The organism is Microbispora hainanensis, from assembly GCF_036186745.1.
Taxonomy (GTDB): domain Bacteria; phylum Actinomycetota; class Actinomycetes; order Streptosporangiales; family Streptosporangiaceae; genus Microbispora.
The window spans coordinates 1,233,011-1,245,885 of sequence record NZ_CP108086.1 but is presented as its reverse complement, the minus strand read 5'-3'; the positions used below and the strand labels follow the sequence as shown (position 1 = coordinate 1,245,885).

The following is a 12,875-nucleotide window of genomic DNA, read 5'->3' as shown; positions in this document are numbered from 1 at the left end:
GACAGGTTGCTGTCGATGGGCGCGAAACAGCACGAGTCGCCCACGGAGCGCGGCCCCGGGTTCGTCACGGCCTCGGTCGCCGACCCGTTCGGCAACATCCTCGGGATCATGCGCAACGCCCACTACCTGGAGGTCCTCGAAGGCCGCGGATGAAAGTTGCAGCGCCGTGCCCCGCCCACCAGGCGCGTACGGCCTGCCGCTCCGGCGTACGTTGACCGGCCCGCCCTCCGCTGTGGACGATCGCCGTCACCGGGACCGCCGATCGACACGAGGGATGCGGACGATGAGATCGAAGAAGGAGATCAGCGCCTGGCTCACGGCGGTGCTCCTGGCGGCCGCCGCGCTGTTCGCGCCGCTGGCGGCAGAGACCGGGGCGGGAGCCGCGACGGTGACGACGCCGCTGCTGGCGGCCGCGTCGGCGATGCCCTGCAACACCGGCCCGGCCTCTTCGGCGGCGCCGCAGAACACGCCGCCGAGCGCCCCGGGGACGCCCGAGGTCGTCCACGTGTTCCTGAACTCGGTCACCCTGCGCTGGGCGCCCGCCACCGACGAGGACGGCATCGCCTGCTACTACGTCAGGGAGGGCACGACCAACGTGGCGACCTTCCAGCCCGCGGCCACCGAGGGCACCTTCGCCCTGCCGTGGCCGCCCTACGGCGTCCCCTACGAGGACCACGAGCTGCACGTCGTGGCCGTGGACACGAAGGGCGCGGTGGGGCCCGCGTCCGAGAGCGTGACGGTGCGGGTCCACAACGACGTCATCGTCACGACCTCGCCGTCGGTCCCGGCCCAGGGCGCCTGCCGGGTGACCTACCAGGCGTACCCCTGGTCCAGCGGGATGACCGTGAACATCTCGATCACCAACACGGGCACCCAGCCCGTCAGGGACTGGCGGCTCACGTTCACCTTCCCGGACACCGGCCAGCAGGTGACCTCGGGATGGGTGGCCACGTGGTCCCAGACCGGCACACAGGTGACGGCGGAGGCCCCGGCCTGGGGCAAGGACCTCACTGCCGGCGCCTCGATCACCATCGGCTTCAACGGCACTCACACGGGAGTCAACCCGACCCCGGCGCAGTTCAGGCTCAACGGCTCCGTCTGCGCCTGAAGCCTCCTCGGGGCCTGCCGCCGTCCGCGCCCGGTGCCCGCCATTGGCGGCGTACGCGGCACCGCTTCGGACGGCGGAAGGCCGGGTCGGCCGAGGTCGGTGGAGTGCGTTCAGCCCAGGCCGGCGTACTGGCGGGGCCGCAGGGCCTGGGCGCGCAGCGCGGCCAGCGCGGCGCGCCGCCCGGCGTCCGTGAGCCGCCACGGCGCGTCGTCGCCCGCCACCCGCGTCACGGGCTCGCGGCGCGTGCCCTCGGGCGCAGAACCCGTCGCCCGCGGCGCCGAAGCCGTCGCCTGGCCTTCCTGAGCCGCAGCCCCCGGCTCGGGGCCGACGAGGCCCAAAGCGTCGGCGCCCGAAGCGCCGGGGCCCTGAGCGTTCAGGCCCGGAGCGTCAGCGCCCTGAGCGCCAGCGCCCTGAGTGTCGAAGCCCAGCGTGTCGAGGCCCAGGGCGTCGAGGCGGTGGCGGAGCCGGGAGAGCGGGCCGGTGAGGTCGGCGCCGCCGACCCGGCCGCCGTCCGTGGCGCGCCAGCCCTCGCCGTTGACCACCTCGGCGATCCGGGCGCGCAGGTCGCCGTCGCGCACCACGTCGCCGTCCACGAGGATCATCAGCGCCGACTCGCGGATGGAGACCTCGAAGTCGTGCTCCCCGGGCGCGGGGACGAGCAGCGTGGGCGCCGCCGCGTCCCACATGGCGGCGCGGTCGTCCAGCAGGTTTCTGCCCGTGGTCGTGAGCACCAGCCTCCGTCCGCTGCGCCGCAGTGCCCCGAGATCGTGTACGGCGATCTGCCGCAGCTCGGTGAGCGCGGGCACGTCGGCCTCGCCGCGTACGGCCCCCGGCCTGGTGGGATTGCCCCAGCCGAACCGGTCGGCCGCCTCGGCGGCCACGGCACGCCCGACGTTGAGCCGCTCGGTCAGGCGAACCCCGGTGCGGGCCAGGCCGAGCAGCCACCGCAGCGGTTCCAGGTGGGGCTCGTCCGGAGCCGCGATGGGGGCGTGCAGCCGCACCTCGAAGGGCTGGGCGAGCTCGCGGCGGGCGGTGCCGCGCCCGAGCACCCAGCGGTTCAGCCGCTCGCCGTGCACCCGGTGCAGCCAGCAGTCGCCGCCCAGCTCCGGGCGGGGCGCGGTGAGCCACCGGCGGGTCAGCTCCTCGCGGTCCACCGGGTCGCCGGTGACGATGGCCAGCTCCAGGGCGGCCGCGCACGCGACGTGCGCCCCGAGCTCCTCCGGCCCCATGATCGAGCTCCATGACAGCTCGGCGACGTCCGGGGGCAGCACCCCGGTGGCCTCCAGCTCACGGTGGTAGGCCGCGGCCCCGGCCTCCTCGCCCTCCCTGGCGTACGTCATCAGGATGCGTGCGGTGGCCGGGGAGTCGCACAGGGCGGCGTAACGCTCCATGCCCGCGAGCCTGAGCAACCGGCCGAGCGCCCTGGCGATGGTCGCCTGGTCGCCCGGCACCTTGATCGGCAGCGTGTACCAGAGGAACTCGCACACGTCGAACTGGCTGATGGTCTCCAGCGCCTCGCCGCCGGCGAGCCACTCGACCGCGACGCGGGCGGGCTCGGCGACGTCCGGCTCGGAGCGCTCCAGCAGGGCGAGGAGCGCGGCGACGTCAGGTGCGGGCATGACCCGCAGTCTGCCGTATCGACCCCATCGTTGACGACGACCGGGCATCACTCGCGACCACCCCCCCTCTGGGTGCACCATAGGGCGCACAGTACGCGCCCAACGATACGGGGGTGTCAGATCCACGAGTCGAACAGCATCCTCGCGTGCCAGGATTCGTACGGGACGGATTCGGCGCCGATCACGGGATAGAGCCAGCCGAAGTTGACCAGGGCCAGGAGCACGAACGCGCCGACCACGGCCGTGCCGACCACGCGCCGGTTGGGCCGGGCCGGATCCTCCTTGCCGATGATCAACCCGCAGGCCAGCACGAGTGCGAGGATCATGAACGGCACCATCGGCATCGCGTAGAACATGAACATCGTCCGGTTGTCCGCGATGGCGAAGTAGAACCACGGCAGCCATCCGGCGGCGTAGCCGAGCAGCACCGCGCCCGCCCGCCAGTCGCGGGTCGCGACATACCAGGCGATCATGCCGATGAGCGCGATCAGACCGGCGTACCAGATGACCGGCGTCCCGGTGCCGAGCACCGCCCAGGAGCAGGAGTCGGCGCCGCAGTTCTTCGGCGACTCGTAGAAGAACGCCACCGGGCGCAGCAGCAGCGGCCACTGCCACGGCTCGGACTGGTACGGATGGCTCGACTCCAGACCGGTGTGGAAGCTGAGCACCTGCTTCTGGTAGTCGAACCAGGAGCGGAGCGAGTCGATGATGAAGTAGACCGGGCCGCTGGAGGTCGCCTGGTCCCAGTTGCGCCCGTAGCCCTTGTCGGTGACGAACCACCCCGTGAACGACACGATGTAGGTGAGGACCGGGACGGCCGCCATCCACGCCGTGGCGAGCGGCAGGTCGCGGCGGATGACCGTGCCGTACGGCCGGGGCGTGCCGACGGCCCGCCGGGCGCCCGCGTCCCACAGCAGCGTCATGATCGCGAAGGCGGCGATGTAGAAGCCGCCGGTCCACTTGGTGGCCATGGCCAGGCCGAGGCACAACCCGGCGGCCAGGCGCCAGGGCCGCAGGCCCAGCCGCGGCCCCTCCGCGGGCGACCCCGCCTCGTGCCACTTGGCCAGCCGGCTGCGGGACCAGTCCCGGTCGGCCACGAGGCAGGCGAACCCGGCGAGCACCCAGAACATCAGGAAGATGTCCAGCAGCGCCGTACGCGACAGCACGAAGTGGAGGGCGTCGAGCGACAGCAGCAGACCGGCCGCGCAGCCGAGCAGCGTCGAGCGGGTCATCCTGCGGGCCGTGCGGGCGAGGATCAGGATGGACAGCGTGCCGAGCAGCGCGGCGGTGAAGCGCCAGCCGAGCGGGTTCGCTCCGAAGATCAGTTCGCCGACGCCGATCAGCCACTTGCCGACCGGCGGGTGCACCACGTAGGAGGCGCACTCGCTCACCGAGCCGCAGTGCTTGAAGATGTTCTCGTTGCCGGCGAGCAGGAGCTTGTCCGCGCCGTCGACGAACTGCCGTTCGACACCGTATTTGATGGTGGCGAAGGCGTCCTTGGCGTAGTAGGTCTCGTCGAAGACGACGGCGTGCGGCGTGCCCAGGCGGTAGAACCGCAGGAATCCGCCGAAGAGGGCGACCAGGATGGGGCCGAGCCAGCCCCACATGGCGCTGCCGGGCATGGGCGGCACGAGCCGGTCGCGCAGGGAAACCGAGGGAGCGTCGTCCTGTGGTCCCTCTTCCGGCTGCTCGAACGCCTTGTGGGAATAGTCGGTCACGGCCACGCCGACAGATTACTGGTGAGTCCCCGTTGAGGACACGGCTCGCGGGTGGATTGGAGTATCTGGCCGTTCGTCGATGAATGTTTCATGTCCCCATAGGGTGGACGGGTGCTCGTTCTCGCCGGAGCCCCGATCGGCCAGCCCAAAGACGCGTCCCCACGGCTGCGCGAGGTGCTCGCCGCGGCCGACGTGATCGCCGCGGAGGACACCCGCCGGCTGCGGCGGCTCGCGGCCGACCTGGACATCGCCATCGGTGGCCGGGTGGTGTCCTACTACGACGCCAACGAGAGCGCGCGGGCCGCCGAGCTGCTGGAGGCGCTGCGCGAGGGCCGCACCGTCGTCGTGATCACCGACGCGGGGATGCCGGGCGTCTCCGACCCCGGCTATCGGCTCACCCGCCTCGCGGTCGAGGCGGGCCTGCCCGTGACGGCGCTGCCGGGCCCGTCTGCGGTGACGACCGCCCTCGCCGTCTCCGGCCTGCCGAGCGACCGGTTCTGCTTCGAGGGGTTCCCGCCGCGCAAGCCGGGGGAGCGGGCCAGGCGGCTGGCGGCGCTGGCGGCCGAGGAGCGCACGATGGTGTTCTTCGAGGCGCCGCACCGCCTGCACGCGACCCTTGAGGCGATGGCGGAGGCCTTCGGCGCGCAGCGGCCCGCCGCCGTCTGCCGGGAGCTCACCAAGACCTACGAGGAGGTACGCCGCGGCGGCCTCGGCGAGCTGGCCGAATGGGCCGCGGGCGAGGTCAGGGGCGAGATCACGCTGGTGGTGGCCGGGCGCACCGCCGAGGAGGCCGCGCCGGTCATCGAGGAACTGGTCGAGGAGGTGGCCAGGCGCGAGGGCGCGGGCGTGCCGCGCAAGCAGGCCATCGCCGAGGTGGCCAAGTCGGCCGGCGTCCCCAAGCGCGACCTCTACAACGCCGTCCATAACGCCTGACCAGCGAGAACACCGGCCGTCCGTAACCACCGGCCGAACGCCGCGGGCTCAAGCCCGACGTGGTGTTCTTCGGGCGAGAACGCTCTGTTCGGCGGGGTGGACGGGGGAGGCGCCAGCACGCTGACACCGGGAACCGCCCGCAACCACCGGCGGAACGCCTGACACCGGAAGCGCCCGGCCCCTGCTCAGGGGGCCGGGCGCCGTGTCAACGGAGCGAGGAGCCGCGCCGCGACCACGGGCGCAGCGAGGACGAGCGCAGTGGCAGCGGCCGCAGGGACCAGGGGCGCAGGGACGACAGCCGCGGCGAGGGGCGGCCCAGCAGGCCGGCGGCGGTGATGCCGGCGGCGAGGCAGGCGAGCGGCACGGCGGGCAGCAGATAGCGGTAGTCGAACTCGGCCGTCGCCGCCGGGGCCAGGATCAGCCCCACCGCTCCCAGCCAGGGCAGCAGCTCGGGCCCGCCGAGGTCGCGCCAGCGCCGCAACACGCCGTACAGGCCGAACAGCAGCACCAGGCCCAGCACGAGGCCCGGCAGCCGTACGACCTTCTGGTAGCCGATCATGATGTCCGACCACGGTGAGACCACGTGTGTCGCGGCCGGGCCGTTCTCGTACGCCTCGGCGTCCTTGTCCGTGGTGCTGTGGTAGGAGCTCCACTTGGGCAGCTTGCGGGTGTACTCGTTGTCGAACTCGTACTGCAGGAAGGTCTTGGCGTCGGGGAACCGCGGACGGCCCCACTGGAAGGCGCGGAAGAAGTCCTTGGCCACCGCGGCCAGATAGTCGCCCGGCTGCGCCAGGATCGCCTTCTTCGCGAAGGCGCTCGCGTTCGCGTTGATCTCGGGGGTGAACTTCATCCCCGAGCCGAAGACGTGGAGCTGGTTCTGGTCGTCCCACCACAGGTACGCCTGGGCGGACAGCCCGCGGTCCTTGGGCGGGATGTTGATGCACAGCAGCGCCAGCTCAAGCTCGCGGCGCTCGTCGATGTCCATCTTGTGGCAGTCGGCGAACAGCGACGTCCTCATGTAGAGGATCACCCCGTCGCTGTTGGTCATCGCGAACTGGCCGTTGACCGCCTTGAACCAGCCCATGTAGCCCACCACGGGCAGCGCGCACGCGACGACCATGGCGACGATCGGCTTCCAGCCCGCCCGCTTGATCACCAGATAGCCCACGACCAGGGCGAGGATGGGCAGGCCGATGCTCCGGGTCAGCGCCGTCAGCGCGAGCAGCAGCCCGACCACGGCCCCGCTCCGCCAGGTCATCCGTTCCCGCCACAGCACGAGCGTCACCACGCCCACGACGAGCAGGATGAACATGGTGTCCGACATGATCAGCTGTTCGAGCTGGATCTGGTAGGCGTCGAACATCACGGGGACTGCGGCCAGCGTCGCCCCCCAACCTGGCATCCCAAATCTTCTGGTCAGCAGCGCATAGATAAGGAACGCCGCCGTCAGCCCCATGAGGTGCTGGGTCAACACCACGAGCGAGAAACTGTGGAACGGCTTGAGCAGCAGCAGCCAGAAGCTGTACCCGTCCGGGCGGATCGGGTGCGGACGCGGGCGCAGCGCCACCGACACGTAGTCGTAGGAGTCGTTGAACCACATGGCCGGGCCGAAGCCCAGCATCGTGATGACCCGCAGCACGAAGGCGACGCCGAGCGTCACCGCGAAGACCCTGTGCCGGCGCAGCAGGGCGAGCGGACGGCCCCAGCCCCCGGCCGGAGAGACGTCCACCGACGGGGGATCCGCGATCGCGACCATCACAGTCGCGCGGATTCGACCGCCTGCTCCAACCGGCGGATGAGTCCGCGCTTCCTCCCCTCGAATGTCGCCGGTGCCTTCCATGGAACGCCCACGGGCGTGCGGCGCGGGAGAACCGCGCCACCGGGAGCCCCGCCACCCGGGCGGAGTTCCGGCCCGTCACCTGTGGGCATACCCTGCACGCCGACGTGGCCGGCGCGCTGAGAATTCTCCGGGCCGGGCTCGTCCTCTGCGACGCCGCTTGGCCGGCGACGCGGGGAGCCCGCCGCCCCAGCGGTGGGTGGAGTCACGGTTACAGAATGCCAGCCGTTTCACGGACTTGACTCGGGCGCTACGGGGAAGCGGGCATCATTGGTGTCCTGCCGTCATATGCGAGGAGTTGCGACGTGGAACTTACCGTTGTCATGCCATGCCTCAATGAGGCCGAGACCGTTGAGATCTGTGTTCGCAAGGCTCTCACCTGCATGCGCGAGAACGGAATAGACGGCGAGGTGGTCATCGCCGACAACGGCAGTACGGACGGCTCCCAACAGCTTGCCCGCGACGCGGGCGCCCGGGTTGTCCATATTGACGAGAAGGGTTACGGCAACGCCCTGATCGGCGGCATCCGTGCCGCCCGCGGCAAGTACGTCATCATGGGCGACGCCGACGACTCCTACGACTTCACGAACCTGATGCCCTTCGTCGAGCAGCTCCGGGACGGCGCCGAGCTGGTCATGGGCAACCGGTTCCGCGGCGGCATCGCTCCGGGGGCCATGCCCCCGCTCCACCGTTACCTGGGCAACCCGGTCCTGTCGTTCATCGGCCGGCTGTTCTTCCCCAGCGAGATCGGCGACTTCCACTGCGGGCTGCGCGGCTTCCGCCGCGACTCGATCCTGCGGCTGGGGCTCCAGACCGGGGGCATGGAGTTCGCCTCCGAGATGGTGGTGAAGGCCACGCTGCAGGGGCTCGACGTCCGCGAGGTGCCCACCACCCTGTCGCCCGACGGCCGCTCCCGCCCGCCGCACCTGCGCTCCTGGCGGGACGGCTGGCGCCACCTGCGCTTCCTGATGCTGTACAGCCCGCGCTGGCTGTTCTTCATCCCGGGCCTGGTGCTGATGAGCCTCGGCCTGGTCGCCGGGGCCGTGCTCTCGTTCGGCCCGGTCTACATCGGCAAGCTCGCCTTCGACGTCGACACGCTGGTCGGCGCGTCCGCGATGGTGGTCATCGGCTTCCAGGCCGTCCTGTTCGCGCTGTTCACCAAGGTGTACGCGGCCGAGGAGGGCTTCCTCCCCGAGGACCGGCGCATCCGCAGGCTGGTCGACGTCGTCACGCTGGAGAAGGGCCTGCTCGCGGGTGGCGCGCTGGCCGTGGCCGGTCTCGCGGGCCTGGTGGCCTCGCTCGCCCACTGGGGCGGCAAGGGCTTCGGCGAGCTGATCCCGGCCGAGTCGCTGCGCCTCGTCGTGCCGTCGGCGACCGCGTTCATCATGAGCTTCCAGACGATCTTCGCGTCGCTGTTCATCAGCATCCTCGGCATCCGCCGTACGCGGGAGAACCCGGTCGACATCGCGGCGTCCGCGGCCGAGGAGGCCGCCGAGGCCGTCAGCCGCGAGGCCGAGACCGTGGCCGACCGCGAGTCCGTGGCCTGACACGCGCCGCGCCGGCACGGTGTCCGCGCCGACCGTGCCCGCGGCGCGCGCGCCGCGCTGACAGGGCCTCCGTGGCGCGCGTCCCGCGCTGACGAGGTCTCCGCGGCGCGCGTGGCGCTCGCCCCGCGTCCGGGCGCGGCGTACGGCGGTTCAACCCGGGGAGTCATCTCTCCGGGGCCGATAGGATTCGCACATGGCGGCTACAGGAACGACTGCATCCGGGGAGTCGGCGTTCTACGTGACGACGCCGATCTACTACGTCAACGACGCCCCGCACCTGGGCCACGCCTACACGACCGTCGCGGGCGACGTGCTCACCCGCTGGCACCGCCAGCGCGGCGAGAAGGTGTGGTACCTCACGGGCACGGACGAGCACGGTCAGAAGATCATGCGCACGGCCGAGGCGAACGGCGTCTCGCCGCAGGAGTGGTGCGACAAGCTCGTCGAGGACGCCTGGAAGCCGCTCTGGGAGCACCTCCAGATCGCCAACGACGACTTCATCCGCACCACCGAGCCGCGCCACACCGACCGCGTGCAGGAGTTCGTGCAGGACCTGTACGACAAGGGCGAGATCTACAAGGGCGAATACGAGGGCCCCTACTGCGTCGGGTGCGAGGAGTACAAGTCGCCCGGCGACCTGCTGGAGGGCGACCTGTGCCCGATCCACAAGCGCCCGGTCGAGTGGCTGAAGGAGGAGAACTACTTCTTCCGGCTCTCCGCGTACGGCCCGCGCCTGCTGGAGCACTACGAGCAGAACCCCGACTTCATCCAGCCCGCCTCGGCGCGCAACGAGATCGTGCAGCTGGTGAAGCAGGGCCTGCAGGACCTGTCGATCTCGCGCTCGACCTTCGACTGGGGCGTCCCGATTCCCTGGGACCCCAAGCACGTCATCTACGTGTGGATCGACGCGCTGCTCAACTACGCCACGGCCGTCGGCTACGGCTCCGACCAGGCGAAGTTCGACGACACCTGGCCGGCGAACGTCCATCTGGTCGGCAAGGACATCCTGCGGTTCCACGCGGCGATCTGGCCGGCCATGTTGATGGCCAACAACCTGCCGCTGCCGCGCAAGATCTTCGCCAACGGCTGGCTCCTGGTCGGCGGCGAGAAGATGAGCAAGTCCAACCTCACCGGCATCTCGCCGCGTGACCTGACGAGCCACTTCGGCGTGGACGCCTACCGCTACTACTTCCTGCGGGCGATCCCGTTCGGCCAGGACGGCTCGTTCTCCTGGGAGGACTTCTCCGCGCGCTACACCTCCGAGCTCGCCAACGACTTCGGCAACCTGGCGTCCCGGGTCGCCGCGATGATCGGCAAGTACTTCGACGGCGTGCTGCCGGAGGCGAAGGACACGGGCCCGGCCGAGCAGGCGATCGCGGACGGCCTGGCCGCGGCGGTGGCCCAGGCGGACACCGCGATCGGCGACAACCTCGACTTCGCGGGCGGCATCGGCGCGATCTTCGACTTCGTCAAGCAGGTCAACGGCTACCTGAGCGACCAGGCGCCGTGGAAGGTCGCCAAGGACGCCTCGCCCGAGGGCCAGGCGCGGCTCGCCACGATCCTCTACACGGCGGCCGAGTCGCTGCGCGCGATAGCGGTGCTGCTCAACCCGGTCATGCCCGCCACCAGCGAGAAGCTGTGGGCGTCCCTCGGGGCGGAGCCGCACCTCGGCGCGCTCGCCGACCAGCGGATCGCCGATGTCGCCACCTGGGGCAAGCTGCCCGCCGGGGCGCAGGTCGTCAAGGGCGAGATCCTCTTCCCGAGGCTGGAGAACGCCTGACCATGTCGCGTGAGCGTCCCGCGCCGCCCGAGGCGCTGCCGGGTGAGGTCTTCGACAGCCACTGCCACCTGGACATCATGGTCGGCAACCGGCAGGCGTCCTCGGGTGACCCGGTCGCGCTGGCGGCCCAGGCCGCCGGGGCGAGCGTCGAGTCGATCCTCGCCGAGGCGAAGTCGGTCGGCGTGACGCGGCTGGTGACGGTCGGATACGACCTGCCGTCCTCCCGGTGGAACGCCGAGGTGGCGGGTCGGCACCGGGACGTCTACGCGGCCGTGGCCATCCACCCCAACGAGGCGCACGCCGCCACGCCCGAGGTCCTCGCCGAGATCGAGGACCTCGCGCGGCGGCCGGACGTGCGGGCGGTCGGGGAGACCGGCCTCGACTACTTCCGCGACTGGGCGTCGAAGGACGACCAGCACGCGAGCTTCCGCGCGCACATCGAGATCGCCAAGCGGACCGGCAGGGCCCTGGTGATCCACGACCGCGACGCGCACGACGACGTGCTCGCCGTGCTCGCCGACCAGGGCGCGCCCGACGTGGTCGTCTTCCACAGCTTCTCGGGCGACGCCGAGATGGCCAAGCGGTGTGTGGACGCCGGTTATTTCATGTCGTTCTCCGGCCCGGTGACGTACAAGAACGCCGGATATCTGCGCGAGGCGGCGGCGGTGGCGCCGCCCGAGCTGATCCTGGTCGAGACCGACGCGCCCTACCTGCCGCCGACGCCGCACCGGGGCAAGCCCAACGCGCCCTACCTGATCCCGCTGACGCTCCGCTGCCTCGCCGAGGTCAAGGGCATGGACCTCGCCGACCTCGCCGCCCGGATCACGGCCAACGGCGAGACCGTCTTCGGCGCCTGGTAGCGCGGGAGACACTGGAGGCATGAGTCTGCTCGGGCCGGTCGAAGTGCGCGCACTCGCGGAGAAGCTGAACATCCGGCCGACGAAGAAGCTGGGGCAGAACTTCGTGATCGACGGCGGCACCGTCCGCCGGATCGTCCGGCTCGCCGGCGTCGAGCCGCACGACGTGGCGATCGAGGTCGGGCCGGGCCTCGGCTCGCTCACCCTCGCCCTGCTCCCGGAGGTCGCCGAGGTCGTCGCCGTGGAGATCGACCCGGTGCTGGCGGAGCAGTTGCCGCTGACGGTCGCCGAGCGGGCCCCCGAGGTGGCCGGCCGGCTGAAGGTGGTGCACGCCGACGCCCTCAAGGTCGGGCCGGTCGAGCTCGGCACCGAGCCGACCGCGCTGGTCGCGAACCTGCCCTACAACGTGTCAGTGCCGGTCGTGCTGCACCTGCTGGAGGTGCTGCCGTCGCTGCGGCGCGGGCTGGTGATGGTGCAGTCGGAGGTCGCCGACCGGCTCGCCGCGACGCCGGGGTCGCGCATCTACGGCGTTCCCTCGGTGAAGGCCGCCTGGTATGCGGAGGTGCGCCGGGTCGGCCCGGTCGGGCGCAACGTCTTCTGGCCCGCGCCGAACGTCGACTCCGGCCTGGTCTCGCTCGTACGGCGGGAGCCGCCGGTGACGACGGCGACCCGGCGGGAGGTGTTCGCCGCCGTCGACGCGGCGTTCGCGCAGCGCCGCAAGACGCTGCGGGCCGCGCTCGCCTCCTGGGCCGGTACGGCGGCCGCCGCCGAGAAGGCCCTGCTCGGAGCGGGGATCGACCCCTCGGCCCGCGGAGAGCAACTGAAGATCGAGGACTTCGCCCGCATCGCCGAGCAGCGGGCCGCGGCGGCGACCTAGAACCGGTTGGAACCGGTTCAGATCGGCCGGCGGCCGAGGTAGGCCAGCAGCGCGGCCACCGCGCCGGCATCGTCGCGGGCATCGTCGCCGGTTTCGATGGCGGGAGCGTACGCGCCGTAGGCCCGGAGGGGTTCGACGATCCGGGTGGCGACCTCCATCAAGGGCACGGCCATCTCTGGGGTGAGCGGCGAGGGCCGCCCGGTGGCCACGGCGATGTCCCAGGCGTGCACCGCCGCGTCGAGCGCGCACGCGCCGGCCGCGAGCCACGCAGGCATGGGGCCCTGGGGGAGCGGCACCGGCACCTGCTCGGCGTCGTCGTCCACCGTCGCCCAGGCGCGGGCCGAGTCGTCCAGCGCCGCGACCTGGTCGCCGACGACTTCGGCCTTGTGCTGGAGGGGTGCGCCGCCGTACGCGTGCCCGACCCCGAACGCACGCGCGAGCTGCGGCGGCGCTTCCTGGCGATGGCGCTGGCCGGTATCGCGAGAGCCGCCGAAGAGGGGGTCGATGGGGGTGCTTTCCCCGGCCCGGCTCCGGAGCCGGGCGAGCTGAACTGGCGGTGGCGGCGACCCCGTTGATCGGGCCAATTTGGACGTGATCGA

At 71.6% G+C, this 12,875-nt stretch carries 11 protein-coding genes; 7 read left to right on the top strand and 4 right to left on the bottom strand.

Annotation, left to right across the window (positions count from 1 at the left end):
* Positions 1-15 precede the first annotated feature (15 nt).
* Positions 16-153 carry a VOC family protein gene (locus OHB01_RS05595; RefSeq protein WP_261986024.1) on the top strand — a complete coding sequence of 46 codons (138 nt, stop codon included), beginning with the start codon at positions 16-18 and terminating at the stop codon, positions 151-153.
* 130 nt (positions 154-283) lie between these two features.
* On the top strand, positions 284-1,108 hold the full coding sequence (locus tag OHB01_RS05590; RefSeq protein WP_142651998.1) for a cellulose binding domain-containing protein: 825 nt from the start codon (positions 284-286) through the stop codon (positions 1,106-1,108).
* 110 nt (positions 1,109-1,218) lie between these two features.
* Here the strand turns inward: OHB01_RS05590 and OHB01_RS05585 are convergent, their stop codons facing one another.
* Together OHB01_RS05585 and OHB01_RS05580 are read right to left on the bottom strand one after the other, a co-directional pair.
* Positions 1,219-2,727, bottom strand: a complete 1,509-nt coding sequence (locus tag OHB01_RS05585; protein ID WP_328855028.1) for a hypothetical protein — start codon at positions 2,725-2,727, stop codon at positions 1,219-1,221.
* 116 nt (positions 2,728-2,843) lie between these two features.
* Positions 2,844-4,451 (bottom strand): dolichyl-phosphate-mannose--protein mannosyltransferase, encoded by a 1,608-nt coding sequence (locus tag OHB01_RS05580; RefSeq protein ID WP_419197567.1) that lies wholly within the window; start codon positions 4,449-4,451, stop codon positions 2,844-2,846.
* Positions 4,452-4,556: 105 nt separating this feature from the next.
* On the opposite strand from OHB01_RS05580, the gene rsmI reads away from it, so the two are divergent.
* Positions 4,557-5,378: a 16S rRNA (cytidine(1402)-2'-O)-methyltransferase gene (rsmI, locus tag OHB01_RS05575; RefSeq protein WP_328855027.1), complete on the top strand. Its 822-nt coding sequence runs from the start codon at positions 4,557-4,559 to the stop codon at positions 5,376-5,378.
* 205 nt (positions 5,379-5,583) lie between these two features.
* Here rsmI and OHB01_RS05570 read toward each other — a convergent pair whose 3' ends face one another.
* Positions 5,584-7,134 (bottom strand): hypothetical protein, encoded by a 1,551-nt coding sequence (locus OHB01_RS05570; RefSeq protein WP_205831174.1) that lies wholly within the window; start codon positions 7,132-7,134, stop codon positions 5,584-5,586.
* Between the two features lie 386 nt (positions 7,135-7,520).
* Between OHB01_RS05570 and OHB01_RS05565 the strand changes: the two genes are divergently transcribed.
* From OHB01_RS05565 to rsmA, 4 genes are all read left to right on the top strand, one after another.
* A complete protein-coding gene (locus tag OHB01_RS05565; RefSeq protein ID WP_221890027.1) occupies positions 7,521-8,762 on the top strand; it encodes a glycosyltransferase in 1,242 nt (413 codons plus the stop codon).
* A gap of 193 nt (positions 8,763-8,955) precedes the next feature.
* Complete coding sequence (gene metG, locus OHB01_RS05560) at positions 8,956-10,542, top strand: methionine--tRNA ligase (protein WP_328855026.1); 1,587 nt, start codon at positions 8,956-8,958, stop codon at positions 10,540-10,542.
* 2 nt (positions 10,543-10,544) lie between these two features.
* Positions 10,545-11,402, top strand: a complete 858-nt coding sequence (locus tag OHB01_RS05555) for a TatD family hydrolase (protein WP_142651993.1) — start codon at positions 10,545-10,547, stop codon at positions 11,400-11,402.
* Positions 11,403-11,421: 19 nt separating this feature from the next.
* On the top strand, positions 11,422-12,276 hold the full coding sequence (gene rsmA, locus OHB01_RS05550; RefSeq protein ID WP_142651992.1) for a 16S rRNA (adenine(1518)-N(6)/adenine(1519)-N(6))-dimethyltransferase RsmA: 855 nt from the start codon (positions 11,422-11,424) through the stop codon (positions 12,274-12,276).
* Positions 12,277-12,293: 17 nt separating this feature from the next.
* On the opposite strand, the gene OHB01_RS05545 is transcribed toward rsmA, so the two are convergent.
* On the bottom strand, positions 12,294-12,860 hold the full coding sequence (locus tag OHB01_RS05545; protein ID WP_328709129.1) for a hypothetical protein: 567 nt from the start codon (positions 12,858-12,860) through the stop codon (positions 12,294-12,296).
* Positions 12,861-12,875 lie beyond the last annotated feature (15 nt).

Excerpts from the sequence above, each read along its gene's own strand:
- OHB01_RS05585 (WP_328855028.1), bottom strand. The coding sequence starts at position 2,727 with ATGCCCGCACCTGACGTCGCCGCGCTCCTCGCCCTGCTGGAGCGCTCC.
- metG (WP_328855026.1), top strand. The coding sequence starts at position 8,956 with ATGGCGGCTACAGGAACGACTGCATCCGGGGAGTCGGCGTTCTACGTG.
- OHB01_RS05555 (WP_142651993.1), top strand. The coding sequence starts at position 10,545 with ATGTCGCGTGAGCGTCCCGCGCCGCCCGAGGCGCTGCCGGGTGAGGTC.
- OHB01_RS05570 (WP_205831174.1), bottom strand. The coding sequence starts at position 7,134 with ATGGTCGCGATCGCGGATCCCCCGTCGGTGGACGTCTCTCCGGCCGGG.
- rsmA (WP_142651992.1), top strand. The coding sequence starts at position 11,422 with ATGAGTCTGCTCGGGCCGGTCGAAGTGCGCGCACTCGCGGAGAAGCTG.
- OHB01_RS05595 (WP_261986024.1), top strand. The coding sequence starts at position 16 with ATGGGCGCGAAACAGCACGAGTCGCCCACGGAGCGCGGCCCCGGGTTC.
- OHB01_RS05590 (WP_142651998.1), top strand. The coding sequence starts at position 284 with ATGAGATCGAAGAAGGAGATCAGCGCCTGGCTCACGGCGGTGCTCCTG.